This is a genomic window from Kosakonia radicincitans DSM 16656 (assembly GCF_000280495.2).
GTDB classification, from domain to species: domain Bacteria; phylum Pseudomonadota; class Gammaproteobacteria; order Enterobacterales; family Enterobacteriaceae; genus Kosakonia; species Kosakonia radicincitans.
The window spans coordinates 163,000-187,507 of record NZ_CP018017.1 but is presented as its reverse complement, the minus strand read 5'-3'; the positions used below and the strand labels follow the sequence as shown (position 1 = coordinate 187,507).

The 24,508-nt window shown below is 50.2% G+C and carries 24 protein-coding genes and 5 pseudogenes; 13 read left to right on the top strand and 16 right to left on the bottom strand.

Annotated elements, in window-relative coordinates; all coding sequences use genetic code 11:
- Window positions 1–3: 3 nt before the first annotated feature.
- The 13 genes and pseudogenes from Y71_RS29200 to Y71_RS29140 all read right to left on the bottom strand — a co-directional run bounded on the left by Y71_RS29200 (window position 4) and on the right by Y71_RS29140 (window position 11,253).
- Window positions 4–1,398, bottom strand: a complete 1,395-nt coding sequence (locus tag Y71_RS29200) for an aldehyde dehydrogenase family protein (protein ID WP_007372115.1) — start codon at window positions 1,396–1,398, stop codon at window positions 4–6.
- Entirely contained in the window at window positions 1,395–1,904 is a 510-nt protein-coding gene (locus Y71_RS29195; protein WP_007372116.1) for a heme-binding protein, read from the bottom strand. Before Y71_RS29195 ends, Y71_RS29200 begins: the two co-directional genes overlap by 4 nt.
- A 32-nt stretch (window positions 1,905–1,936) precedes the next feature.
- Complete coding sequence (locus Y71_RS29190; RefSeq protein ID WP_007372117.1) at window positions 1,937–2,215, bottom strand: EutN/CcmL family microcompartment protein; 279 nt, start codon at window positions 2,213–2,215, stop codon at window positions 1,937–1,939.
- A gap of 4 nt (window positions 2,216–2,219) precedes the next feature.
- Window positions 2,220–2,699, bottom strand: coding sequence for a microcompartment protein PduM (gene pduM, locus Y71_RS29185; protein ID WP_050998913.1), 480 nt, complete (start codon window positions 2,697–2,699; stop codon window positions 2,220–2,222).
- A gap of 13 nt (window positions 2,700–2,712) precedes the next feature.
- Entirely contained in the window at window positions 2,713–3,348 is a 636-nt protein-coding gene (locus Y71_RS29180) for a phosphate propanoyltransferase (protein ID WP_007372119.1), read from the bottom strand.
- A gap of 4 nt (window positions 3,349–3,352) precedes the next feature.
- On the bottom strand, window positions 3,353–4,219 hold the full coding sequence (locus Y71_RS29175) for a BMC domain-containing protein (RefSeq protein ID WP_007372120.1): 867 nt from the start codon (window positions 4,217–4,219) through the stop codon (window positions 3,353–3,355).
- 27 nt (window positions 4,220–4,246) lie between these two features.
- Window positions 4,247–4,537, bottom strand: coding sequence for a BMC domain-containing protein (locus Y71_RS29170; protein WP_007372121.1), 291 nt, complete (start codon window positions 4,535–4,537; stop codon window positions 4,247–4,249).
- A gap of 71 nt (window positions 4,538–4,608) precedes the next feature.
- Window positions 4,609–5,436 (bottom strand): MIP/aquaporin family protein, encoded by an 828-nt coding sequence (locus Y71_RS29165; protein ID WP_007372122.1) that lies wholly within the window; start codon window positions 5,434–5,436, stop codon window positions 4,609–4,611.
- Between the two features lie 34 nt (window positions 5,437–5,470).
- A complete protein-coding gene (locus Y71_RS29160) occupies window positions 5,471–6,391 on the bottom strand; it encodes a glycyl-radical enzyme activating protein (protein WP_035942514.1) in 921 nt (306 codons plus the stop codon).
- 138 nt (window positions 6,392–6,529) lie between these two features.
- A complete protein-coding gene (locus tag Y71_RS29155) occupies window positions 6,530–9,073 on the bottom strand; it encodes a glycyl radical protein (RefSeq protein ID WP_035942271.1) in 2,544 nt (847 codons plus the stop codon).
- A 24-nt stretch (window positions 9,074–9,097) separates the two neighbouring features.
- On the bottom strand, window positions 9,098–9,913 hold the full coding sequence (pduB, locus tag Y71_RS29150) for a propanediol utilization microcompartment protein PduB (protein ID WP_007372126.1): 816 nt from the start codon (window positions 9,911–9,913) through the stop codon (window positions 9,098–9,100).
- On the bottom strand, window positions 9,913–10,212 hold the full coding sequence (gene pduA, locus Y71_RS29145; protein WP_007372127.1) for a propanediol utilization microcompartment protein PduA: 300 nt from the start codon (window positions 10,210–10,212) through the stop codon (window positions 9,913–9,915). The genes pduB and pduA overlap by 1 nt, the downstream gene beginning before the upstream one ends.
- Window positions 10,213–10,568: 356 nt before the next feature.
- Window positions 10,569–11,253, bottom strand: a pseudogene (locus tag Y71_RS29140) (IS1 family transposase).
- 78 nt (window positions 11,254–11,331) lie between these two features.
- Between Y71_RS29140 and Y71_RS29135 the strand changes: the two are divergent.
- Entirely contained in the window at window positions 11,332–11,511 is a 180-nt protein-coding gene (locus tag Y71_RS29135) for a hypothetical protein (RefSeq protein ID WP_007372130.1), read from the top strand.
- Between the two features lie 595 nt (window positions 11,512–12,106).
- Here Y71_RS29135 and Y71_RS29125 read toward each other — a convergent pair.
- Window positions 12,107–12,352 (bottom strand): annotated as a pseudogene (locus Y71_RS29125) (IS5/IS1182 family transposase); the annotation flags it as partial.
- Between the two features lie 32 nt (window positions 12,353–12,384).
- Between Y71_RS29125 and Y71_RS29120 the strand changes: the two are divergent.
- The 4 genes and pseudogenes from Y71_RS29120 to Y71_RS30495 form a co-directional block, all read left to right on the top strand.
- Window positions 12,385–13,077: pseudogene (locus tag Y71_RS29120) on the top strand (IS5 family transposase); the annotation flags it as partial.
- Between the two features lie 81 nt (window positions 13,078–13,158).
- Window positions 13,159–13,563, top strand: coding sequence for an IS66-like element accessory protein TnpA (tnpA, locus tag Y71_RS29115; RefSeq protein WP_007372134.1), 405 nt, complete (start codon window positions 13,159–13,161; stop codon window positions 13,561–13,563).
- The gene (tnpB, locus tag Y71_RS29110) at window positions 13,560–13,907 is read left to right on the top strand and encodes an IS66 family insertion sequence element accessory protein TnpB (protein WP_000612626.1); all 348 of its coding nucleotides are present in this window, start codon (window positions 13,560–13,562) and stop codon (window positions 13,905–13,907) included. The genes tnpA and tnpB overlap by 4 nt, the downstream gene beginning before the upstream one ends.
- A 48-nt stretch (window positions 13,908–13,955) precedes the next feature.
- Window positions 13,956–14,066 (top strand): annotated as a pseudogene (locus Y71_RS30495) (hypothetical protein); the annotation flags it as partial.
- A gap of 733 nt (window positions 14,067–14,799) precedes the next feature.
- Here the strand turns inward: Y71_RS30495 and Y71_RS30555 are convergent.
- On the bottom strand, window positions 14,800–15,078 hold the full coding sequence (locus tag Y71_RS30555) for a hypothetical protein (protein WP_007372136.1): 279 nt from the start codon (window positions 15,076–15,078) through the stop codon (window positions 14,800–14,802).
- Between Y71_RS30555 and Y71_RS29095 the strand changes: the two genes are divergently transcribed.
- The 3 genes and pseudogenes from Y71_RS29095 to Y71_RS29080 all read left to right on the top strand — a co-directional run bounded on the left by Y71_RS29095 (window position 15,069) and on the right by Y71_RS29080 (window position 19,388).
- Complete coding sequence (locus tag Y71_RS29095; RefSeq protein WP_081120970.1) at window positions 15,069–15,773, top strand: IS6-like element IS26 family transposase; 705 nt, start codon at window positions 15,069–15,071, stop codon at window positions 15,771–15,773. The two genes, Y71_RS30555 and Y71_RS29095, sit on opposite strands and share 10 nt — an antisense overlap.
- A 52-nt stretch (window positions 15,774–15,825) precedes the next feature.
- A pseudogene (locus Y71_RS29085) lies at window positions 15,826–18,342 on the top strand (Tn3 family transposase); the annotation flags it as partial.
- 23 nt (window positions 18,343–18,365) lie between these two features.
- Window positions 18,366–19,388 (top strand): IS110 family RNA-guided transposase, encoded by a 1,023-nt coding sequence (locus Y71_RS29080; RefSeq protein ID WP_001567660.1) that lies wholly within the window; start codon window positions 18,366–18,368, stop codon window positions 19,386–19,388.
- A gap of 358 nt (window positions 19,389–19,746) precedes the next feature.
- Here Y71_RS29080 and Y71_RS29070 read toward each other — a convergent pair whose 3' ends face one another.
- Entirely contained in the window at window positions 19,747–20,250 is a 504-nt protein-coding gene (locus tag Y71_RS29070; RefSeq protein WP_007372141.1) for a hypothetical protein, read from the bottom strand.
- Window positions 20,251–20,503: 253 nt separating this feature from the next.
- On the opposite strand from Y71_RS29070, the gene umuD reads away from it, so the two are divergent.
- The 5 genes from umuD to Y71_RS29045 all read left to right on the top strand — a co-directional run bounded on the left by umuD (window position 20,504) and on the right by Y71_RS29045 (window position 24,464).
- Complete coding sequence (gene umuD / locus Y71_RS29065) at window positions 20,504–20,920, top strand: translesion error-prone DNA polymerase V autoproteolytic subunit (RefSeq protein WP_008786793.1); 417 nt, start codon at window positions 20,504–20,506, stop codon at window positions 20,918–20,920.
- On the top strand, window positions 20,920–22,185 hold the full coding sequence (umuC, locus tag Y71_RS29060; RefSeq protein ID WP_009652912.1) for a translesion error-prone DNA polymerase V subunit UmuC: 1,266 nt from the start codon (window positions 20,920–20,922) through the stop codon (window positions 22,183–22,185). Before umuD ends, umuC begins: the two co-directional genes overlap by 1 nt.
- A gap of 149 nt (window positions 22,186–22,334) precedes the next feature.
- Entirely contained in the window at window positions 22,335–23,225 is an 891-nt protein-coding gene (locus tag Y71_RS29055; RefSeq protein ID WP_007372144.1) for a DNA replication terminus site-binding protein, read from the top strand.
- A gap of 312 nt (window positions 23,226–23,537) precedes the next feature.
- Window positions 23,538–23,918, top strand: a complete 381-nt coding sequence (locus Y71_RS29050; protein WP_127649377.1) for a type I-E CRISPR-associated protein Cas6/Cse3/CasE — start codon at window positions 23,538–23,540, stop codon at window positions 23,916–23,918.
- A 288-nt stretch (window positions 23,919–24,206) separates the two neighbouring features.
- Window positions 24,207–24,464 carry a helix-turn-helix domain-containing protein gene (locus Y71_RS29045; RefSeq protein WP_001333498.1) on the top strand — a complete coding sequence of 86 codons (258 nt, stop codon included), beginning with the start codon at window positions 24,207–24,209 and terminating at the stop codon, window positions 24,462–24,464.
- Window positions 24,465–24,508 lie beyond the last annotated feature (44 nt).

Genomic DNA, 24,508 nt, shown 5'->3' with positions numbered 1-24,508 from the left:
CACTTAGCGGATGGAAAATCCATTAGTCAGTACACAACGGCGTTTACGGGCGAAGCTCCGTGCAGATGTTGTCCCCTCGCCAGTGGGAGTTGCAATAGTAAAGGTGGTAAAACCCTCAGCCTCAATGCCCAGCCCAGCATAAGAAGGGCCATTTTTCACAAATATTGAAGTTTGCATGGTCTTCGCGGCCAGGTTCAGACGGGAAACATTCTGCGAATGCATTATGGCTGTATGGTGCTGATCGTTTTCCACTTTCAGCGCCAGTGCCAGCCCTGTCTCAAAATCCCTGACCCGCACAACAGGCAGAACCGGCATCAATTGTTCGACCATCACCAGCGGATCGTCCTGCTCCACTTCCACAATAATCAGTCGCGGTGCCGTTGATGTGTTCAGATCAGCAGCCTGCAGGATCACTGCCGGGCTTTTGCCTACCAGTTTCTTGTTTGCTTCTCCTTTGTCATTGATAACGACCTGGCGCAGTCTGGCAATATCACCGGGTGTTTTTACCAGAAAGGCATCGTTTTTCTGCATATTTTCTACGAGGCGATCGGCGATGCTATCGACCACGATGACGCATTTTTCGGCGATGCAAAGGACGTTATGATCGAAAGAGGCACCATCAACGATATCTTTGGCAGCTTTGACCGGACAGGCAGTTTCATCCACCAGTACAGGGGGGTTACCTGGGCCGGCACCGATAACTTTTTTACCGGTTTTCATGGCCATATTGACAATTGCCGGGCCGCCTGTAACCACAAGCAGAGCAATGCGCGGATCTGACATCATTTCGCGAGTGGCGTCAAAGGTGGGCTCTGCGACGGTGGTAACCAGATTCCGGATCCCGCTTACCCGATAAATGATGTCTTCGATTTTTTCAATAAGCCACAAAGATACCTTCTTTGCGCCAGGATGGGGGCTGAAGTAGACAGCATTACCAGCGGCCAGCATACTGATGGTGTTGTTAATGATAGTTTCGGTCGGATTGGTGCTGGGGGCGATAGCGCCAATGACTCCAAAGGGGGAAAGTTCGAACAAAACCATGCCACCATCGCCAGTCAGGGCGCTTGTGGTCAAATCCTCAATCCCTGGAGTATTATTCAGTGCCGCAGTATTTTTACTGATTTTGTCGAGTGCATTACCCATGCCGGTTTCTTCTGCGGCGCGTTCGGACATCTCTTTGATCCAGGGTGCCAGCTCTTCCTTCAGGGCAGTAATAATCCTGGTTCGAAGTGCCAGAGGTTCTGCCAAGTATTTTTTATAGGCATCGTAGCTGGCAGTGATAGCATCTTCCACACGAGCGAAGATAGTGTGCTGAATATTTCCAGGGGCAGTAGCGATCCCTGTCAGATTATCAGCAAGAATAGTGCGGATCATATTCTCCAGTTCAGTGGTATTCATTTTTGACTCCCTGATTTAAGGCTGTCGACAGCCCGTAATGCAATAAGATGATTTTTTTCAGCGGATGCGCCGCTAATTCCGACCCCACCGATCACTTTTCCCGCACAATTCACGACACAACCTCCGCGGGAGGTATCAATCCCGCCAATGACGTTATGTGGTGTGGGGTCAATGATCTGTTTATTATCTTTAGCGAAACGTACCGCGGCTTCGGCCGCAAGCTCGGCGACAGCAATATCTTCTGCCGATGCACCCGGCATGCGGTAAGTCAGAACACATTCGCCTTTTTCGTCACACAAGGTGATAACTACCATGGCGCTTTGCTGCCACGCCTCCGCCAGAACAGTATCGATAATGTTTTTCAACTGCTCTGAACTGAAAATGTGCTTACTGAAGTTTTCCGATGGCGAAAGTGACTGAGGGTACTGGCGGATAACTTCGCCGACGGCCTCCTCCAGCAATATGCGATGCTCTCTGATAAGGGATGCTATATCCTGTTCTGGCATAGCTCTGTTTCTCCTGTAACAGCCGACCGAGGCTAAAACCGATCGATGGTATCGACGATGCCGACGATGGCCAGATCAATGGCCTGATTTGGTTCCGGAAAGATCTTTCTGGCTGAAGAGCCACGGCTGACCAGAACCAGCTCTCCTTCGCCTGCTCCCATAGAATCCACAGCAACCTCCTGGGTGTTTTCCTGGAAATGCGGTGTGGAGCCGTCCAGATTAACTAAAGTAACGACCATCAATTTTTTACCTGTCAGGGATGCAGATTTTTGCGTCGACACCACTGACCCTACGACTTTCGCCAGTTGCATTGCGTTACTCCTGCCATATTAGTTTGATGTTCTGTCTTTCCATTACTTCCCGAGCGAGGGCGGTAATCAGCGTCTGCTTTTCCAGTAAAACCCAGCAATCGCGCCAGTGAATAACGCTGGCATAGCTGAGGCCAGCTGCAGTTGCCAGTTGCACCGGTGTACTCAGATGGTCAGTGAGTGTGACCGGAAGGCGGCGTAACTCTCGCAGTGGCAGTGCGGTCAGTAATTGCTGGTGGATCTGAAGGTGTAACCGTACGCCATATGCCCATGCTTCCAGGACAGTTGCCACTGCCGGGTGGTGGTGATCATAGGCAACCAGACTCTGAATAAAAGCCAGATCTGGTAAGGGCAATATCAGTTGTGCATTATGCAAATAAACCGTTTTTGATAAGCCTGCCGCTAGCTCGGCCTGGGTCACCCGTAAACTCCGGCTTTCTCTTTCCTGTAAAAGTGTAATGACCCTTGAGACGATCATGTCCAGCATAGGCACACCTGCATTAGCGTTTTGTCAGGAGAAGTCTTGCCACTGCCTGGCCTCCATCAATACCGGCAGCATTCGCTTCATCAGTATCAATATGCATTTCAAGACGCATATCCTCAGCGACCCGGATACAGACATCATCAAAAATCAGTTTTCGATCGGTGCCTTCAATCCCGACTTTCACGGTTTCTCCTTGTGTTACGCCAAATATCGCAGCGTCCAATGGCGACATATGAATATGTCTGCGAGCGATGATGACTCCCTCGGTGAGATTAATTTCTCCGATCTCGCTTTTCAGCGTGACAGAGGCACTTCCTGTCAGATCACCTGACAGGCGGAGTGGCGCCGTCAGGCCAATTTGTCTGGCATCGGTGTACGAGATTTCCACCTGTGTTTGTCCCCGCAACGGCCCCAGTATACGTACGTTTTTCAACTGACCTCGTGGACCGATTAAGGAAACGGTCTGCTCTGCCGCAAATTGCCCGGGCTGACCAAGGGGCTTTTTAATTTTTAGAGTCTGTCCAGGAAACAGACTCTGGTAATCTTTTGCCGACAAATGAACATGCCGGTTTGATATACCCAGCGGAATCGTTCGTTGCCGCATCTGCGCAATTACCTGACCGGTCAGTTTTGTGATCAGATCGTGATCCATTGATTTACCTCAATATCGATTTCTGATTGTGAATACATCTACTGCGTGGCTGGCCTTTATGCCGCGGACATGAAGGATCTCCACAGATTTTGCATGTCACCAGTAATTCTGCTGTTATGGCGACAGCCTGTTTTCTCTCTCTTGTCTGTTGGCTACCCGCATCTGCAGTTTCATCATCAGGTTTCACCTGAGTATGAAACTGATGCAGAGATATTCCGGGTTTGACATGCTGCACAACGGCAACGGTTCCCGCTGACGCTGTCGGAATATCGTGGTCAGTAGCGATATCTCCCGTGGCCGGAAATGCTTTGACCGTCTCCACAGATTGTTTTTCACCATATTCATCAGGAGGAGACTTTGCTGAAGCGTTCGGTTTACTGATTTCCCCGGCCATTTCCACAGGTTCATTGATAGCATCGACCTGAATGATATTGTCGGTGCTGCCCTCGGCAGCCTGCTTGACCGGGGGCACTGCCTTTTCTGCGTCCGGATCCTCCTGAACGGATTCAGGTCCGGTTGTGGTATGGGCGGCGGATGCCGTGAGGGTAATGGCCGGGAGAGCGGTTGTCTTCTGAACAAGCTCATCTCGGGGCGGTTTAGTTGTTGAAGCCAGTACACTGATTTCTTTCGCTGGCCGGGCAATTGTGGTGCAGGCAACAAATCCCTGATGTGCTCTGGCTGTTTCTTCTCCGGCCGATAGAGCCGTACGCACTGCAGCAACATCGCCTGCAATTTTCACCAGCATCCAGCCAGACCCGATGGTTCTTTCCACGCCGATCAATCTGATCTGGGCGGTTTTCACCATCACATCAGCAACAGTTATCGCCAGAGACATACCCGAGACTTCGATAAGGCCAAGAGAATGTTGCACAAGCTCCCCCTTTTCCTTGTTAATTTTTCACTCTGCCGTTACGGCCTGATAAACAGGCAACAGCGTTTCTACCTCATTATGAGGACGTGGGATGACGTGAGTTGATTTCACCTGGCCCACACCGGCTGCAGCTGCGGAGCCCGCTTCCACCGAAGCTTTTACCGCACCGACATCACCTCGTACCATGACGGTAACCAGGCCGGAACCAATTTTTTCGTAACCCACCAACTGGACGTTTGCCGATTTGACCATGGCATCTGCACCTACGATGGCACCAATCAGTCCATAGGTTTCGATCATTCCAAGCGCATTGTTCATTTCTCTTTTACTCCTGAGTTTCTTGTGTAAAGTTCATCTTCAGCTCCAGTCCCTGCCGGGACTGGAGATAATTATTCCGGCAGAGAAAGGCTTTTTCCCTGGCCCCCTTTGCCTGGCAGAAGTGGCAACCTGGTCAGACCGCGATACAGCGCAGCGCCAAGGCAGGCTCCGAAGATCGGTGCGACGAGAGGTATAATGAAGTAGGGGAATGCACGTCCGCCTGTTAAAGCATTACTACTCCAGCCAGCCAGATAGCTGAACAGACGGGGACCTAAATCCCTTGCCGGATTCAGCGCAAAACCCGTCAGTGCACCGATGGCAACCCCAATCAGGGCCACGGAAATCCCAATCAGTAGCGGTGCCAGCGGACCGCGAGGAACACCGTTGCCGTCGTCGGTCAGCGCCATGATCAGGCACATCAGCGTCAGCGTTCCGATGGTTTCACTGGCAAAAGCCTGAAGCAGATTAATTTCCGGATGGGGAAACGTCGTGAAAATACCCGCCTGTGCAAGGCTGTCCATGCTGCCGCGTTGAATATGGTGTGCCAGTTCATAATCAATAAACAGATTATGGTAAAGCAGGTAGACCACCATGGCTCCGCCAAAAGCGCCCATCATCTGACACAGGATGTAAGGTAAGACCTTATGGGCACTGAAATTGCCGAAAAGCCACAATGCGATAGTGACTGCCGGATTAAGATGCCCTCCGGATATTCCCGCAGTGAGGTAAACGCCGAGTGCGACACTCAGTCCCCAGACAATACAGATCTCCCACAAACCGAAACTGGCGCCAGCCAGTTTCATCGCTGCGAGGCAACTGATACCAAGAAACAGAAAGAGTCCGGTGCCCAGAAATTCGGCAAGGCACTCCTGCTTTAATGTCGGTAAGGTTGTGTTCATAATCGTTTCCTGCAAAAGTTTAAAAAACTACCGGTTACCCGCCGATGACGCAGTCGATTCCAAGGGATGTCACAATGTCTTTATATTTATGCATACGACTTTCTTCCGGTGGTTTTATTTCAATCATGTCGTACGTTCTGCCGAGCAGGTTATATTTATTCTGACCATAGTTGTGATAGGGTAATAAATGTAATCGCGACACATTTTTCATGTGCGTAACAAATCTGGCAATAGCCTCAATACTTTGTTCATCATCATTAAATCCAGGAATTACCGGGATCCGAACGGCGACATTCTTTGCCAGTTTTGAAATTATCAGTGCATTACGTAAAACCGTTTCATTTGGATGCCCCGTAAATTCCTTATGTCGTTCACTATAAAAGGTTTTGATGTCGAGCAATACGAGATCAAGTAACGGAATGACCTTTTCCAGCACAGCCCGGGAGGCTATTCCGGTGGTTTCCATTGCTGTATGCCATCCTCTGGCTTTGCAGGCAGCCAGCAATGCTGCCGCAAATGCTGGCTGAGCCAGTGCCTCGCCACCGGACAATGTAATACCTCCACCTGAGCGGCGGTAATGCGTCTCATCTTTACGCAGTTCGTCTATAACCTCCACCACCGACATTTTCTTACCTGACTGGACCATCGCGCCAGCCGGGCAGACCTCAGCGCAAGCTCCACAATGAATACAGGTATTCCGGTCAATAAGCCCTGGACGTGAGGCATCTATAGCCCCAACGGGGCAGGCGGATACGCAGCGTCCGCAATGGATACAATTGCGTTCGTAGTAAAATATTTCCGGTTCAGTGTGCTGTGATTCCGGATTACTGCACCATTTACATGCCAGATAACAGCCTTTCAGGAATACAATTGTGCGTATGCCCGGACCATCATGTAAGGAGAATTTTTGTATATTAAATACGGTGCCAGTCTGCGCGTAATCAATTTCCGTCATGTCAATGCCTTTATTTCTTTTCTTCATGCAGATGTTCAGCATGTTATTAGCTGGATGTATTTTCCTTGTCTGGAAAAACAAGGAAAATAATCATCATCAGATAACATCCTTGTGTTGAAAAATCCGGCCAGCTGTCAATTAAAAGACATGTTCGGTTCGCAGGATAATATCGTCCTGTACGCTTTTATCCAGTGAGACAAATTGCGCACTGTAACCCGCCACACGCACAACCAGATCACGATATTTTTCTGGTTCTTTTTGTGCTGCCAGCAGTGTATTACGGTCGACCACATTGAACTGAACATGCATGCCTTTCTGATCGAAATAACCACGCAGTAGGGCTGCCAGATGGTGTAATCCCTCATCGCCTTTCAGAGCTGCCGGATGGAATTTCTGATTAAACAGTGTGCCATTAGAGGCCAGGAAGTGATCCAGCTTGGCTACTGAGTTGGCGGCAGCGGTTGGACCTTTTGTATCCATGCCTCTGCTAGGCGATACTCCATCAGGAAGCGGCTGGCCGGCCAGACGTCCATCTGGAGTTGCCCCGACGCTCTCGCCGAGAGCCACATTAGCGGATACCGGATATAAGCCAGCCTGGAATAAACCGCCTCGAGGGTTGGTATATTTTTCTACCTCGTGACAGTAAATTTCAGCACCAGTACGGGCCAGCATATCCACTTCGTCAATGTCATTACCGAATTTGGGGGCGCCATTAATGAGTAACTGACGCACTGCTGTCAGCCCGGCATCAGCCCCTTTGACAGGCTCTGGCGGGTTGTTATTAAGTGAGGTGAGTGCAAGTGCGCCGTTTTCCCCCAGCACTTTCTTCACGGCCTCAAGGACCAGTTCATAGGTTGCGTCCTGTTTCGGCGCGCTTTCAGTTGCTGTAGTATCAGGTTTCTCTATCCCGCCAGAGACACCGAAATTGGCATCTAGTGCTTCTTTCAGATGACCCAGTGATAACTTGCCTTCTTCAAATACCAGACGTTTGATAGCCATCAGCGAGTCGCCCACATTGGCAACGCCGACACCTTGCGGACCCGTGAAGTTATAATGGGCGCCGCCTTCCTGAACACTTTTACCTCGACTGATACAGTCATCCACCATACAGGACAGGAATGGCAGGGGGGCCCGTTCCATATGAGCGAGGTCAACACTGTTATCGGCCATTGCGAGATGATAGACAAAATATTCGTTCTGTTTACGATAAGCTTCAATGATGTCTTCAATACTCTGGAACGACTCCAGCTCACCAGTTTTGGGGCCGAGTTGTTTATCCCCGCAGCGCCCGTTGTTCAGAGTGATTTCCAGTACCTTACTCATGTTATAAAACGCAGCGTCGTGCCAGCCTTCTGTTTTTCCCGGACGTTGAGGTTCGACGCAACCGATGATGCCGTATTCCCGCGCATCTTCCAGGGTCAGGCCACGGTTAATCAATGCAGGGATAACAACTTCATCGTTGTAATAAGCCGGGATCCCCATACCAAGACGACTGACTTCACAGGCCTTCAGTAACAAATCGTCCGGAGATTTTGACCAGACACGTACTGACAGTGAAGGCTCATGCAGACGGACATGGGCGGTAGCCGTCATGGCCATAAAGGACAGTCTGTTTGTGGCGTCCTGTCCACCGCTGGTTTGACCGCCAACGATCAGGTTCTGGAACATCGGATAGCCACCAAAACCTTTGGTCGAGCCTTCATCACGAACCTTGTTAACGTCGTTGAACTTGAGCCACAGACAGTCCAGCAGTTCCTGCGCCTGTTCCTCGCTCAGGGAACTGTCTTTTTCCAGGTAAGGGTACATGTACTGATCGAAACGCGCTGGGGAGATAGAATGCCCGTTGGATTCAAGTTGAATAATGGCATGGGCAAACCAGAATGACTGGCAGGCTTCATAGAAATTACTTGCACCATTTTCAGGTACTTTTTCACAGATTTCAGCAATCTTCAGCAGCTCTTTTTTACGGACTGGTGAGGCCTGTTCCGCGAGAATACGGGCTTTGACCGCGTAACGATGTGCAAAATTGATTGCTGCTTTACAGGAAATAATGACCGCCTTGTAGAACGATTCTTTTTTCAGAAAAGCTGGATCTTTTTTATCAGCACTGGCCATTGCTGCAACAACATCCTGAATGATGCCTTTGTATCCACGAGCGAGAACACGCGAGTAGTCCACTGCTATATGACCGACGCCATTAAAGTAATAGTTGCCGACCGTGAAGACATTTTCTGCCATACAATCAAGCGTTTCAGGCAACATATAGGATGTAGCCAGTTCATTCGTCGTTTTTCCCCGCCAGTAGCCAAATAGGCTATCCAGTTGCTGTTTCGCTTCATCGGTTATGGTAAAACGGTCGCCTTTACGCAGATTCAAACGATCGAATTCATCCTGAAGCCAGCTATTTGAGTACTCCGGGTAAATTTGTGTGGAATGAGGAGTGACCGTCAGACTACCAACGATTAGTTCACCTGCCCGGATGGTGACTGGCAATTCCGCAAGGATCTTTTCAAGCGCTTTGGCGCGACGGATGATCATGGGCAGGGATTCCGTTTCCTTGTAGGACTCGGTGATCAGGCGGGCACGATCTGTCTCAATGCAGGGGGTCGTATCAAGGATTTGTTCCCGTAAGGCACGAATTCGGTCAGTTGGTTCACCAAAAGCCTGTGATAATTGGCTCATTTCTTTTTCTCCACTACATGAAAATCAGATATAAGGGGTTGTGGCTGAAGGCGCTTTGCCACCCATCGTTTCCAGCAGAGTCAGACCTACATCACGTGCAGAACTCACCGCCTGGCGCACAGCACCGGAGTCACCGGAAACAATCAGAATAACTTCGTTAGTAAAGCTGGTGCCTTTTGCCGGGGAGTTGTAAGCCACCACATCCACATTGGCAGATTTGATCGCCGTGTCTGCCATCAGCACACCAATCGCTGCTGGGGCACCAACAATCACGCCACAGGCGCGTCCAAGGGGGGCGCCAAATGCTTTTTCCAGAGCGTAGCTGGCGCGTGCGGTGTACTGGAGTTCCACATGACCTGCTGCGTTGGCGTAAATATCACCGAAAGTACGCTCAAGTTCGCCAAGCGCCACTTCCACAGCCCGTTTCACATCGGAAACGTCTTGACCACCGAACAGCACTAGTGAACCGTGTCCCGCGCCGCCTTTAGTGTCACGGGCCAGCTCAATTGCAACGACTTCAGTATTTGTGGCTTTGACAGCTTCATCAGCCGCCATGATCTGCGGGCCCGCACCAGTACGTGCACCAAGGATGCCTATTGAGCGGTATTTCTTCTCCAGATGCATGGCATCCAGCAAGGCGCTGTCAACGTTGGCAATTACAAGGCCGATACTGTCGCCCATTGCCGTCCCGACGAACTCGGTTAAACCGCAAAGTTTTCTTGGGATAGCGGGCTCCTGCTGAGATATCACCGGCTGGGATGCGGCGGACGGGGTTTTCAAATCCCCAACTTTTCCGAGCACCTCGGCAATAATATTTTCTACGAGGTTATCGGTACTCATTATTTAACTCCTTCAGATGGTTTAAGGCCTGCTGGCAGAAGTTTTTCAACATCAGAATGCGGACGTGGAATGACATGGGTAGCGATGACATCGCCGATCTGACGAGCAGAGGCACAACCCGCATCTGTGGCTGCTTTGACTGCACCCACATCTCCGCGTACGAGTACTGTTACCAGACCAGAACCAATTTTTTCGTAACCAATGAGCACGACATTGGCTGATTTGACCATCGCATCAGCAGCTTCTATTGCTGCAGTCAGACCTTTAGTCTCGACCATACCTAAAGCTTCTTGTTGCATATTGTTCTCCTTCCGGGAGGAAATCGTCTGTGGGGGATAATTCACCCGGAAAGGGTAAGAGATTAGGTTTTAAAATAATTGCGGTGATCTTTTTTTTTGAAGCATTATTATTGCGTTTTTGGGTGTTTATTTGCTGCATTTCAATGTATATGATTGTTTTTTATATTAAAAATATTAAAGTGATGGTGTGTTCTTGCGTTGGCGAAGAACATAATTACAATTTATTTATTGCATAATATTGTTGGATGTGTTTGCTTTCCACCCCAAGGCAGAGATTGTATGTCCGCATATAACTTCAGAGGAGATGCCCAATGTCTGTAAAGTCATGAGACAAGAAAATGGGTAATGACTCCAACTTACTGATAGTGTTTTATGTTCAGATAATGCCCGATGACTTTGTCATGCAGCTCCACCGATTTTGAGAACGACAGTGACTTCCGTCCCAGCCTTGCCAGATGTTGTCTCAGATTCAGGTTATGCCGCTCAATGCGCTGCGTATATCGCTTGCTGATAACGTGCAGTTCTCCCTTCAGGCGTGATTCATAAAGCAGCCAGCCATCCGTCATCCATACCACGACCTCAAAGGCCGACAGCACTCCAGTGTGGCCAGAGTGCGTTCACCGAAGACGTGCGCCACAACCGTCCTCCGTATCCTGTCATACGCGTAAAACAACCAGCGCTGGCGTGATTTAGCGCCGACGTAACCCCACTGTTCGTCCATTTCCGCGCAAACAATGACGTCACTGCCCGGTTGTATGCGTGAGTTTACCGACTGCGGCCTGAGTTTTTTAAGTGTCGTAAAACCGTGTTGAGGCCAACGCCCATAATGCGTGCACTGGCGCGACATCCGACGCCATTCATGGCCATATCAATAATTTTCTGGTGTGTACCGGGCTGAGAGGCGGTGTAAGTGAACTGTAGCTGCCATGTTTTACGGCAGTGAGAGCAGAGATAGCGCTGATGTCCGGCAGTACTTTTACCGTTACGCACGGCGCCTTCGGTAGCTGAACAAGTGGGGCAACTGATGGGAATTGAAGCCACGGGAGCACCTCAAAACCACCATCATACACTAAATCAGTAAGTTGGCACCATTACCATAAGTTGCCTAACGGGAAACCTGTGTACGAACTGAAAAAGGCGGTGACCGAATCCGGTTGGCTGAGCGATTCGAAGGTGAAGGTTCCTTGCACTAAGACGCTGGTGATCGCCAATACCGATGCGGGTGATGACATGCTGGAAACGGCCTCGACTGTCCTGTTGAAAAACCTGAGCCGGGTGCTCGGCACCAACGGTAAATAATCATGCTGCGCAGGCTGTGTTTCTGGGTGTTGTTCACTATCGCGTTACTTGTTGCCTGGCGACTGGCGGGGCTGCTGCTAGATCTGGTGCTATTAGTCGTCATTGTTGTGGCGCTGATACTCAGATGAGATTCGAAGGGTGCGCGGTAGATCCCTCAACCCAATGACTGTTTGTTCTTGGGCTGTTTTGGCTCTCATATTCCACTCGAAAGGTTTTGCTGCATACCCTATAATCCGCCTCAGTAATCGTAGGGGAACGCAATGAAAAGGATTCGACTGTTTATAGGTGTTGTGATTATAGGTGCTCTGTCGGGGTGCGCAGCAGTCCAGTATAATGATGGTGAAAAGGTCAGTATTCAGTCCGATGCTTGGTACGGGCTGGATAGTTTGCATAACACTGCTGTTAAGGCGTGCCAGCAATATGGCAAATCGAAAGCAGTTTATCTCCATAGCGCTAATATGAACCCGAACTTACCGAAAGGTAGTGGGGTGCAAAATACTATCTGGAAATGTGAGCCATAAGCATGTCTAATTTTAATAGGCTTTGTTGAATAAATCAGATTTCGGGTAAGTCTCCCCCGTAGCGGGTTGTGTTTTCAGGCAATACGCACGCTTTCAGGCATACCTGCTTTCGTCATTTTGTTCAGCGCTCGTACCAGGGCCATAGCCTCCGCAACCTGACCATCGTAGTCACGCAGCGTCAGTGAACCCCCGAACAGCTGTTTTACCCGGTACAGCGCCGTTTCCGCTATCGAGCGACGGTTGTAATCTGTTGTCCATTTCCACCGCGCATTACTCCCGGTCATTCGCTGATTAGCCACTGCACGGTTACGGTCTGCATAGGCTTTGTTGAATAAATCGAACTTTTGCTGAGTTGAAGGATCAGATCACGCATCCTCCCGACAACACAGACCATTCCGTGGCAAAGCAAAAGTTCAGAATCACCAACTGGCCCACCTACAATAAAGCCCTCATCAACCGTGGCTCCATAACTTTCTGGCTGGATGATGAAGCTATTCAGGCCTGGTATGAGTCGGCAACGCCTTCATCACGGGGAAGACCTCAGCGCTATTCTGATCTCGCCATCACCACCGTTCTGGTCATTAAACGCGTGTTCAGGTTGACCCTGCGGGCTGCACAGGGTTTTATTGATTCCATTTTTACACTGATGAATCTTCCGTTGCGCTGCCCGGATTACACCAGTGTCAGTAAGCGGGCAAAGTCGGTTAATGTCAGTTTCAAAACGTCCACCCGGGGTGAAATCGCACACCTGGTGATTGATTCCACCGGGCTGAAGGTCTTTGGTGAAGGCGAATGGAAAGTCAGAAAGCACGGCAAAGAGCGCCGTCGTATCTGGCGAAAGTTGCATCTTGCTGTTGACAGCAACACACATGAAGTTGTCTGTGCAGACCTGTCGCTGAATAACGTCACGGACTCAGAAGCCTTCCCGGGCCTTATCCGGCAGACTCACAGAAAAATCAGGGCAGCCGCGGCAGACGGGGCTTACGATACCCGGCTCTGTCACGATGAACTGCGCCGCAAAAAAATCAGCGCGCTTATTCCTCCCGTAAGCGTCGTCTCAGCACCGTCTGGCAGATCCTGATATTCCTGAGAGGATAGTGGACACCAAATATGGTGGACGCTATCCATGAAATCATTAACCGTAGTGCGTAAAAAAAGCCCTAATTATCCCGTTGAGTTCAAAATCAAAATGGTTGAACTCTCGCATCGACCAGAGATCTCCGTAGCGCAACTCGCTCGTGAGCATGGGATCAACGATAATTTGCTGTTCAAGTGGCGCCAGTACTGGCGCGAAGGAAAACTACGTCCTCCTTCAACAACAGAAAACAACGTGCCTGAGCTGCTCCCGATAACACTTGATGCCGAAGATGTTGTTCCTGCAACCTCCCCCCGGTCACAACCTGTAGCTGCTGCGGCACCTGAATCACTCAATATCAGCTGTGAAGTGACGTTCCGGCACGGATCACTCCGTCTGAATGGTGCCATCAGCGAAAATATCCTGAACCTGCTGATACGGGAGCTCAAACGTTGATCCCATTACCATCAGGGACAAAGATCTGGCTGGTCGCTGGCATCACCGATATGAGAAACGGCTTCAACGGCCTGGCGGCAAAGGTGCAGACGACGCTGAAAGACGATCCGATGTCAGGTCACGTTTTTATCTTCCGTGGGCGTAATGGCAGTCAGGTAAAGCTCCTCTGGTCTACCGGCGATGGACTGTGTCTGCTGACCAAACGGCTGGAGCGCGGCCGCTTCGCCTGGCCGTCAGCCCGGGATGGCAAAGTGTTCCTCACACCGGCACAGCTGGCGATGCTCCTTGAAGGTATCGACTGGCGGCAGCCTAAAAGACTGCTTACGTCACTGACTATGTTGTAGGCCTCTTTATCCTGGTCGACGCTGAATGAGCCTGGTAATATACCCGGTATGAACAGCTTACTTCCTGACGATATCGATGAACTGAAACGTCTCCTTGCCGAACAGGAGGCGCTGAACCGTGCCCTGCTGGAAAAGCTGAACGAGCGTGAACGCGAAATTACTCTTCTTCATCGCTGTGGGTGGAGCTGCGGTCAGTTGTCTGGTACACGCTCGTAAGCGGCCCTGCGGCCCGCTAACGCGGAGATACGCCCCGACTGCGGCTAACGCCACTCCGACCGCGTACAGAGGCGTCTGAGGTGTTTTGAGCGGGTATGGCTTTGCAGCTACCGTGTTAAGTTCCCTGGTGTCGCTGAAATTTTTTATGAACATCCCCCTAAGCGTCAGCAGCAAGCTGCCGCCGCCAAGGCCCCGGAAATCACGCCCTTTACGTCGTAAACGCCGTAAAGCCCGCTCACCGGGGTTAAAAAGGGATTACTTTGACTCTTCATTGCTGTTAGCGGGTTAAGGCTAATCAGGGCAGGGGGTCGGATGGCAGAATTTATAGCCCGGTAACCGGCTACGCCGGGCTTTCGGCGCCATTTGACTCCACAGACTCATGTAATCTCATCTGGCGCCTCCATGCCGCTGACGCGGCATCCGGAAGTTTCCCGATGCTGTAGGCTTTAACGTCTGCTTTGTGCCATCAACGGACGTTGTAAGCACTACATTGTTTTAGTCTCCAGGGAGCCTGGGTTATCATTTTTTTGATGAAGACACTGTGGGAAGGGGGACAGGAGGGACTTCGAAGCAGAACGAAATGATTGCTCAATCTGGCGTTGAATACTTTTCGCTTAGTGTCTAGGCATTATAGTACACAGGGCCATGAGTCTTTTTGCTCATAGCCCTACAATCATCAGTGGTGCAGTTCTTTTTCAATTCTCTTACGACTTAACCTGGGCTGGTATTTTTTACTATCAGAAATTGCAGCAATGTTGTTTTTATAGATAACACCATCCTTCATAACCAGTGCGATCTTGTCTGGATCCTGCAACACACGAATATCTGATAAGGGATTTCCTTCAATCAAAAGAATATCAGCAAGATACCCTTCCTTAATTCGGCACTGTTGCAAATAGTCGGTGGTGATAAACTTATCATCCCCTTTTGCTGATGGAGCTGCACATGAACCCATTCAAAGGCCGGCATTTTCAGCGTGACATCATTCTGTGGGCCGTACGCTGGTACTGCAAATACGGCATCAGTTACCGTGAGCTGCAGGAGATGCTGGCTGAACGCGGAGTGAATGTCGATCACTCCACGATTTACCGCTGGGTTCAGCGTTATGCGCCTGAAATGGAAAAACGGCTGCGCTGGTACTGGCGTAACCCTTCCGATCTTTGCCCGTGGCACATGGATGAAACCTACGTGAAGGTCAATGGCCGCTGGGCGTATCTGTACCGGGCCGTCGACAGCCGGGGCCGCACTGTCGATTTTTATCTCTCCTCCCGTCGTAACAGCAAAGCTGCATACCGGTTTCTGGGTAAAATCCTCAACAACGTGAAGAAGTGGCAGATCCCGCGATTCATCAACACGGATAAAGCGCCCGCCTATGGTCGCGCGCTTGCTCTGCTCAAACGCGAAGGCCGGTGCCCGTCTGACGTTGAACACCGACAGATTAAGTACCGGAACAACGTGATTGAATGCGATCATGGCAAACTGAAACGGATAATCGACGCCACGCTGGGATTTAAATCCATGAAGACGGCTTACGCCACCATCAAAGGTATTGAGGTGATGCGTGCACTACGCAAAGGCCAGGCCTCAGCATTTTATTATGGTGATCCCCTGGGCGAATTGCGCCTGGTAAGCAGAGTTTTTGAAATGTAAGGCCTTTGAATAAGACAAAAGGCTGCCTCATCGCTAACTTTGCAACAGTGCCGATAAAATCGTATTTCAGACTCTGAATGCCCCGTTAACTCCGGCTCACAGGGATGCCCTGGATCGTTTACTTGAGTCATCGGATAATCAGTCTTCCAGGCTGACATGGCTTCTGCAACCGCCGGGTAAAATCAATGGTAAGAACGTGCTGCAACATCTTGATCGGCTCAGCAGCGTTGAATCGCTGGCATTACCGGAAGGTATAGATCGTACCATTCACCAGAACCGGTTGCTGAAACTGGCGCGGGAAGGCCGGAAGATGAGTAGCCGTGATTTGACCCGATTTTCAGCAACCCGGCGTCATGCGATCCTGGTGTGCGTGCTGGAAGAAGCCAGAGCCACACTGACAGACGAAGTGATTGAGTTGCATGAGCGAATGCTGAACAGCCTTTTCAGCAAAGCCAAAAGAACACAGGCAGAGCGCCTTCAGCAGACCGGAAAGCTGATCCAGTCAAAACTGAGGCAGTACATCGATGTCGGTCAGGCGCTGTCTGATGCCCGCGATTCCGGTGACGATCCATGGCTCGCAATAGAAAATATACTCCCATGGCCTGAATTTGTCGCCAGTCTGGAGGAAACACGCCATCTCGCCAGAAAAAATAATTTTGACCCGCTGCATATTATTACCGAGAAATACAGCATATTACGGAAATATGCCCCACGCATGTTATCCACTTTACAGTTAGTCGCAACCCCGGCAGCGCAACCTCTGGCTGATGCGCTGGTTGTGATCAAGGATATGTACCTGAAGCACTCACGTAAAGTTCCGGCGACTGCGCCGCTTGAGTTTGTCCCTGAAAGCTGGCACAGGGTGGTGATTACACCTGCGGGTATTGATCGGCAGTATTATGAATTTTGTGCGCTCAGCGAGCTTAAGGGAGCGTTGCGCTCCGGGGACATCTGGGTTAAAGGCTCACGGCGCTACAAAAATTTTGATGATTACCTCATTCCCGAAAAGGACTTTGACAAACTCACTCCGGCGCTGCCACTGCCCGTATCTGCTGATTACCATGAGTACATTACCAGCCGTATGACCCTGCTTCAGTCCAGACTTGAAGAGGTCAATGCCATGGCAGCCCTTGGTGAACTGCCCGATGTGGAAATTTCCGACAGGGGCGTAAAAGTCTCTCCGCTGGATAACTGCGTACCGGCGCAGGTTTCACCGCTGGCAGAGCTGGTTTACAGCATGCTACCGCGCCCTAAAATCACGGAAATTCTCGATGAGGTAAACGGCTGGACGACGTTTACCCGACATTTTTCGCATATAAAAAATGACATTACCCGTCCCGATACCCGCCTGCTTCTCACCACCATTCTTGCGGATGGCATCAATCTTGGCCTGACAAAAATGGCAGAAGCCTGCCCCGGGAGTACCAAATCATCACTTGAAGATATTCAGGCATGGTACATCCGCGACGAAACCTATTCAGCCGCCCTTGCAGAACTGGTAAACGCGCAGGGGAAAAGGCCGCTGGCGGCATTCTGGGGAGACGGGACAACATCATCATCAGATGGACAGAATTTCAGAACAGGCAGCACTGGCCGCTACGCAGGACAGGTTAACCCGAAATATGGGCAGGAGCCCGGACGACAGTTTTATACCCATATTTCGGATCAATACAGCCCGTTTTACACCTGCATAATAAGTCGGGTCAGGGATTCAACCCATGTTCTCGATGGCTTGCTGTACCACGAAAGTGACCTGAAAATCAGGGAGCATTACACCGATACCGCGGGTTTCACCGATCATGTCTTTGCCCTGATGCATCTGCTGGGATTTGCGTTCTGTCCGCGAATCAGGGATCTCCATGACAAGAAGCTGTTTATCAAAGGGAAAGCAGACCAGTACCCGGCGCTTCAGTCACTGATATCAACGACCAGCCTGAACCTGAAAGAGATCGAAATTCACTGGCGTGAAGTGTTGCGTCTGGCAACCTCGATAAAGCAGGGAACAGTGACGGCATCCCTGATGCTGAAAAAGCTTGCCAGCTACTCAAAGCAAAATGGACTTGCCAAAGCACTGAGAGAAATTGGCCGTATTGAACGAACGCTGTTTATGATCGACTGGTTCCGCGATCCGGCACTTCGTCGGCGGGTCCAGGCGGGACTGAATAAAGGAGAAGCCCGTAACGCGCTGGCGCGCGCGGTATTCCTGCACCGTCTGGGTGAAATCAGGGATCGTAAACCGGAAAATCAGAGCTATCGCGCCAGTGGACTGACGCTGCTGACGGCAGCTATCTCGCTGTGGAATACCGTCTATATGGAAAGAGCGGTCGATGCCCTGAAGCGTAAAGGGGTGAAGATCAACGATCAATTGCTGTCGCATTTGTCCCCGCTAGGCTGGGAGCATATCAATCTGACAGGCGATTATATCTGGAAAAGCAACCGGATACCGGCTTCCGGTAAGTTTCGTCGGTTGAGACCCGCTAAAGTCGAAAGGTCAAAAAATAGCCTTAACGAATGGAAGGGACTTCCCCTGATTATGCGCCTGATTAACTCTTGTGCAATCATGGGGTAAACACAACCCCGGAGGGATTCGTTATGACCATTACTACTGTCGGTATCGATCTTGCTAAAAATGTGTTCGCTGTTCATTGCGTTGACCAGAATGGCAAAACCGTTCTGGTTAAATCCAGAGTAACCCGCGCAGCTCTTCCCGGGCTGATTGCTGGTTTGCCGCCCTGTGTTATCGGGATGGAGGCGTGCTCCGGGGCTCATTACTGGGCAAGACTGTTTCGGCAGTATGGTCATGAGCCGCGTCTGATGGCCGCTAAATTTGTATCGCCTTACCGCATGGCTGGTAAATCAGGGAAAAATGATGCAGCTGATGCTCAGGCTATCTGCGAGGCGGTTCGTCGCCCACATATGCGGTTTGTGCCGGTTAAGGATGAGAGCCAGCAGGCAATGCAGTGTCTGCATCGTACCCGACAGGGTTTTATCGAAGAGAAAACAGCAACATATAATCGTCTCCGGGGGTTGATATCTGAATTCGGCGTTATCGCCCCACAAAGTACAGATGCCCTGCGCCACATAGTTTTTGAGCAGAAGAATTCTTTACCACTTCAGGTTCAGCAATGTGTTGATGATTTGCTGGAGCACGTTGCTCGCATTGAAGATAACATCGCTGAATATGACCGAATTTTGTCCCGCATGGCCAAAACAGATCATCGCAGTCAGCGGCTGATGGAATTGAAGGGCGTTGGCCCCACAACGGCCTGTGCGCTGGTCGCCAGTATCGGTAATGCACATGATTTTAAGAATGGGCGCCAGCTGGCAGCCTGGCTGGGACTGACACCATCGCAGTACAGCAGCGGCGGAAAGTCGAAGCTTGGCAGGATAACGAAAGCTGGCGATTCGTATCTGAGAACACTTCTGGTTCAGGGTGCCCGCTCGGTACTGATCGGGGCGGAGAAAAGGACTGATTTATTCAGTCGTTGGGTCTGCTCACTGGTCGAACGCAGAGGATACTGGCGCGCTGTTGTTGCCATCGCTGCCAAAAATGCAAGACTGTGCTGGGCATCATTGCATTACGGTGATGATTTCAGGTTGTACTCAGCCAGCTAAAGTACAAAGCTGTATGACCATCTGTTCTGCAACTCGTTGATGATAAAGGGTTAGACCCCGTGAGGTATATCTGCTTATTGTACAGGGCAAGTGTACCCGACTAACGAACTAGAGCCTCACGAGCGTCTTTCATCAGGGTCCGAATCGATGACGATTCATCATGACCGTTTATAGTACCGCAGTCTCTCCCCTTTATTTTTTTACTATAGTGCAGACAGAAACCGTAAACACCGGCGTTGACATGCCGGGGAAGCCCTTATAGTACAATAATTTTCGATATCCAAACTGACCCCAAGTAAGGACGGTCGCGCCTGTGGTGGTTTTATCTCCGTGGAGCGCCTGGCCCCGGCCATAATTGTTAGTTCGATACCCCATGAGTCACGCCTCCGGGTATTGCCAGAAAGTCGGGGGCTTCAGCCATACCTTTGCGCGATAACAGCACTAATCTGTCCTGCGGGGTCGAGACAATTTCATCCCCGTTATCCAGTACGCTGCCCACCAGCGCGAGCCCTTTCTCGAAGTGTGTAGCTTTCTGGCCAGCGCTTGAAACAATCCGTGCAGATGAACCATCGGTATAAGTGACTGCATCACCCTCCACTGCGATTTTGACCATTTGACCGTTGCCTAGATCCATAACCCTGGCGCTATCAACAGCGGTTACGACACCACCTCGCGCAGTCAGGCTTCCCTCGACCGCAACACGCCAGATTGCTGTTACCGGGTGTTGGCGATCCCTTTCAGCGTTCTGCTCAATAATTTGTCGAGCATCCACATCCATTGCGGCCAGATCAGCGTCAGAGAAAGGGGATTTGTCAAAGTCGGCCAGCATTTGTTGAGTTGCTTCATTTGTAAACTGCTTCATCGTTATTACTCCTTATAAAATGTACGGATAAATTCCGAATTGTATACGAAGTAAGCACGAGTAAATTCTGAAAATGAACTGAGGAATCATATGGTTGCAATTTGTTATGTGCAGTTACCCACTTCTGGACAAGTGATAAGAAAAACCTGAAGAGTGATAGCGGAAAATAACTTTCGGAAAAGGAGGTGCGAAAATTCCTGGCTCCTGTCTATAATACTGTATGGATATACAGCACCACGAAGAGCAGAGCATTATGAAACTTATCCCAGTGACACAACAATCACCAGGCCAATTCCCGTTGTTCGTTGAGCCTGTCAGCGCAGGTTTCCCTTCAGTCGCTTCCGATTATGTTGATGAATTTATTGATCTAAATACTCACCTCATCAAACATCCATCTGCAACCTACTTCTTACGAGTAACAGGTTCATCGATGGTAGAGGCACGTATTCACGAAGGCGATCTGGTCATCGTGGATAGCTCACTTGAGGCGAAAGAGGGGGATATTGTGATTGCGACCGTTGATGGTGATTTCACCATTAAGCGGTTGCAGCTAAGCCCGGCTCCCGCGCTACTGCCAATGAATAGCCGGATGTCACCGATCTATCTGAAAGAAGGCGAAGAACTGGCCATTTTTGGCGTGGTGACCTTCATCGTGTACAAGGCCTTGTGATGTTCTGCCTGGTGGATTGCAACTCATTTTACGCCTCCTGCGAGAGAGTCTTTCGGCCCGATCTGGTGAACAAGCCAATTGTATGCCTTTCGAACAATGATGGCATGGTCGTGGCACGTTCAGCGGAAGCTAAAAAATTAGGTATCCAGAATGGTGACGTGTACTTCCAGAAGAAAGCATTCTTTGAAGCTAACGGTGTACATGTTTTCAGTTCTAACTATGCCTTGTACGCGGAGATCTCCCGTAGGGTGTGTGAGACATTATTTAAATTCTCCAGTAATACTGAGGTCTACAGTATTGATGAAGTTTTCCTTTCGTTTGAAGGAATGCAGAAAAATTATAATTTTGATGACTATGGAAGAGAAATAAAGAAAACCGTATTAAAGAGCACCCATATACCCGTGGGGGTGGGCATATCGACAACTAAAACTTTGGCAAAACTAGCAAATAAAGCTGCAAAAACATGGACTAAAACAGGCGGAGTGGTTGATCTCAGCAGTCCAGAAAGACAACGTAAATTATTGCCATATATTGACGTAAGCGATGTCTGGGGGGTGGGCCGGAGATATGCCACCAGACTGAACAGCATGGGCATCAGGACTGCTCTCGATCTGGCCAATGCGCCAACATCGCTTATCCGTAACACATTTGGAGTCGTACTGGAGCGAACGCAGCGCGAATTGAATGGCGAGTCCTGCATAGCCCTGGAAGAGGTGAGGAAGGTTAAGCAGCAGATCATCAGCTCGCGTTCATTCGGCCAGAAAATAGAGCACTACGAAGCAATGCACCAGGCGGTGTGTGAGTATGCCGAACGTGCAGGCGAGAAGCTGCGCGAAGAGAAGCAATACTGTCGCTGCATAACGGTTTTTATTGGCACAAGTTACTATTCGAAAACGGCCCCTTACAGTGGCCAGCAGACAGTCAAGCTGGAAAACCCCACCGCCGATACCCGGGAAATCATTGCGGCTGCGGTCGCAGGGCTCCGGCATATCTGGCAGGAGGGATACCGATACCATAAAGCCGGAGTGATGCTATCTGACTTTTATGATAGCGCCACCAGCCAGCTCGATTTGTTTGGTGAGAACCGACTCTTTGCCAATGGTGAAGCGTTGATGGGCGTGATGGATAGAATTAACCGGTCAGGTCGGGGGAAATTATGGTTTGCGGGCCAGGGCATCGACAAAGACTGGACGATGCGGCGGGAGTTATTGTCACCATCCTATCTCACTAACATTAATGAAATCCCTCGCGTCAGGATTGGCTAATCAGCAGTGAAAACTTCATTCGTCATCGATAAAATTCGTCTGTAAACAAAACGAACTTGATATACTCGGTTTCGCTTGTTATGAGTATGTATGTACATACAGTCCTCCGTGCAGCGGAGGGAGTTTAGAGCCCTTTTTCGGGGATAGAAATGAATATCTCAACAACTTTCCAGACGCTGGAGAGCGAGATCACACAACTTCGTGGAGTGCTGGGTTCCCGGCTTCCGCTCAAGGCGAGTGTCTGCGTCCTGCCAGCCGTTGCTGATGGCGAAGAAGATATGGCCATCGAACACATCATGCCTGAGCTGAAACAGGGACACGATGCTGTCCATGCTGCCTGCGCGGCATACGCTGACCTGCATATCAGGGATGGCTATTCGCAGAAGTCCGCTCGGCGCACTACCGGCGTATTATGGTACGACAATACAGATGCGGAATTCTCTCAGCTGGTTACCCGTTTGGTGACATCCATCAACCAGCATAAAGAGAGCATTCAACGCCACATCATCGAAAACTACGGTGGTGATCGCCGACCGGAATACATGCGCTTCAACGCGCTGCATAGCGCCTGCCCTGGTGTCATGACCCTGCATCTCTATCGGCAGCTGCGTATGTTTGATAATGCTAACGTCAATCTGGTCAGTTTCGGCTGGAGGCAAAAGACGCTTTTTAGCAGGGTTAACAAAATCGAGTTGCTCCAGAAGATGGGCAAGGACATCGAGGAAGATGAAGATAAATCAGTCAGACTCAACTCGTTGATTAAGGCTATTGCGCGTGTACCGGAAGAAAAGCTTCGCTTACGCCGTCCGGTTAAAGTGCATCCAGCTGCAAACATCGCGATGGCTGATCCTGAACACCCCGACCAGATACTGCGTCTTTCTGCCGCTTCATCTATGCCGTTCATTATCATTCAGGATGAGCACGTGAAAATTCGGCCATTGCCAGAGTTCGTGGCCAATGAAGTAAAGCCGAGGAGTAACCGCCTCAAGACAGATGTGATCGGTATATTCCACGGCGAAAGTATCGAAATGATTCTCTGACCACACCGGCCAAAGGACTGGCCGTATTCCCCCCTCATAATTTCGTCACTCGCCGTCCATGCCATACCCTGAAACTAATATTGAAAATTCATTATGTTCAGCAAGGAATGTGGCGTGAAATACTTTGAATGTGCGCTCAGGTTCAGAATCGCCCCAGGTGACGTGTATGGGATCCACCAGCAACTGGATAAGGTAGTCCAGGAACGTTCTGGGTCGCGACTCCCATACACCTTCTACTCTCGCAAACAAAGTGCCTCCGACACCCAGGTTGTTCTGAGAACGGCTGTTGCACTCGGGCTCCCTGGCGAAGTCATGAAGGAAATCATGTTTGTGTCTGGCCAGAAAATTCGAATCTGCGGCTCGCTGGCCACTATTCGACGCGAGGAAGCTGGAGGCCGGAAAAGAGAGATTTGTCCACCTGCCCATGAACTCCCGGATTATATCCACTATCACCTGGAACGGGCCGGAGTGATCTGTGGACGGTTACGTATCGTTCGAAGCACCAAGTTCCATATTATTAAGCCCGGGAGCGTTGGCCGTACATCCCACAAGATCATTGTACCGATGAGCCAGTACGATGCTGAATGCGTGATTGAAGATGTCGGCGCACTTGAACAGGCATACGCTTTCGGGATCGGCAGAAAGCGGATATTCGGCTTTGGCTATATGAACAGCATCGAAGTGCTTTCCTGAACAGGCCATTAAGCATAGTTATTATCTGAATTTCAAACCGACTCGCAAACTTACGGCATTAACACTTCTGATACACCCTTTAAATGCTGTAAACTGTTGTAGCCCTTACTAAATCGTAAGAGTGGGGATTTGCAGCCCCGACTAATGACACGCCGTTCATGTACTTGAACGGTTCGCACTCGCTCGCCTGTTTTTTGTCAATGGTGGGTCGGGGCGTGGGAGCCTTACGGCTCGCCAGTCGTCATTAGCTGGTACTGCAAACCATGTTCCGATTCACCACCAAAGGAAATGGAGATGGAAAAACAGGACTGGCATAAGGCAGACATCATAGCTGCGCTACATAAGAAAGGTTTGTCACTTGCCTCACTGAGTAGGGCTAACGGTCTTTCAAGCAGCACTCTGGCAAATGCACTGACACGTGACTGGCCTAGAGGCGAGATCATCATCGCTAATGCAATTGGTGAAGAACCTCAAGAAATATGGCCAACCCGATATTTTGATAAGGCAGGAATGCCGATCAAGAGAATCATAAGAAAACCGGTTTAAATGAAAAAGGCTGGCATTTTTGCTGGCCTTATATACCTCCTGGC

Bases quoted from the DNA above. Each gene is read 5' to 3' on its own strand.
- Y71_RS29200 (WP_007372115.1), bottom strand. From the start codon at position 1,398: ATGAATACCACTGAACTGGAGAATATGATCCGCACTATTCTTGCTGAT.
- Y71_RS29195 (WP_007372116.1), bottom strand. From the start codon at position 1,904: ATGCCAGAACAGGATATAGCATCCCTTATCAGAGAGCATCGCATATTG.
- Y71_RS29190 (WP_007372117.1), bottom strand. From the start codon at position 2,215: ATGCAACTGGCGAAAGTCGTAGGGTCAGTGGTGTCGACGCAAAAATCT.
- pduM (WP_050998913.1), bottom strand. From the start codon at position 2,699: ATGCTGGACATGATCGTCTCAAGGGTCATTACACTTTTACAGGAAAGA.
- Y71_RS29180 (WP_007372119.1), bottom strand. From the start codon at position 3,348: ATGGATCACGATCTGATCACAAAACTGACCGGTCAGGTAATTGCGCAG.
- Y71_RS29170 (WP_007372121.1), bottom strand. From the start codon at position 4,537: ATGAACAATGCGCTTGGAATGATCGAAACCTATGGACTGATTGGTGCC.
- Y71_RS29165 (WP_007372122.1), bottom strand. From the start codon at position 5,436: ATGAACACAACCTTACCGACATTAAAGCAGGAGTGCCTTGCCGAATTT.
- Y71_RS29160 (WP_035942514.1), bottom strand. From the start codon at position 6,391: ATGACGGAAATTGATTACGCGCAGACTGGCACCGTATTTAATATACAA.
- Y71_RS29155 (WP_035942271.1), bottom strand. From the start codon at position 9,073: ATGAGCCAATTATCACAGGCTTTTGGTGAACCAACTGACCGAATTCGT.
- pduB (WP_007372126.1), bottom strand. From the start codon at position 9,913: ATGAGTACCGATAACCTCGTAGAAAATATTATTGCCGAGGTGCTCGGA.
- pduA (WP_007372127.1), bottom strand. From the start codon at position 10,212: ATGCAACAAGAAGCTTTAGGTATGGTCGAGACTAAAGGTCTGACTGCA.
- tnpA (WP_007372134.1), top strand. From the start codon at position 13,159: ATGAAATCATTAACCGTAGTGCGTAAAAAAAGCCCTAATTATCCCGTT.
- Y71_RS29095 (WP_081120970.1), top strand. From the start codon at position 15,069: ATGAACCCATTCAAAGGCCGGCATTTTCAGCGTGACATCATTCTGTGG.
- Y71_RS30555 (WP_007372136.1), bottom strand. From the start codon at position 15,078: ATGGGTTCATGTGCAGCTCCATCAGCAAAAGGGGATGATAAGTTTATC.
- Y71_RS29080 (WP_001567660.1), top strand. From the start codon at position 18,366: ATGACCATTACTACTGTCGGTATCGATCTTGCTAAAAATGTGTTCGCT.
- Y71_RS29070 (WP_007372141.1), bottom strand. From the start codon at position 20,250: ATGAAGCAGTTTACAAATGAAGCAACTCAACAAATGCTGGCCGACTTT.
- umuD (WP_008786793.1), top strand. From the start codon at position 20,504: ATGAAACTTATCCCAGTGACACAACAATCACCAGGCCAATTCCCGTTG.
- umuC (WP_009652912.1), top strand. From the start codon at position 20,920: ATGTTCTGCCTGGTGGATTGCAACTCATTTTACGCCTCCTGCGAGAGA.
- Y71_RS29055 (WP_007372144.1), top strand. From the start codon at position 22,335: ATGAATATCTCAACAACTTTCCAGACGCTGGAGAGCGAGATCACACAA.
- Y71_RS29050 (WP_127649377.1), top strand. From the start codon at position 23,538: ATGAAGGAAATCATGTTTGTGTCTGGCCAGAAAATTCGAATCTGCGGC.
- Y71_RS29045 (WP_001333498.1), top strand. From the start codon at position 24,207: ATGGAGATGGAAAAACAGGACTGGCATAAGGCAGACATCATAGCTGCG.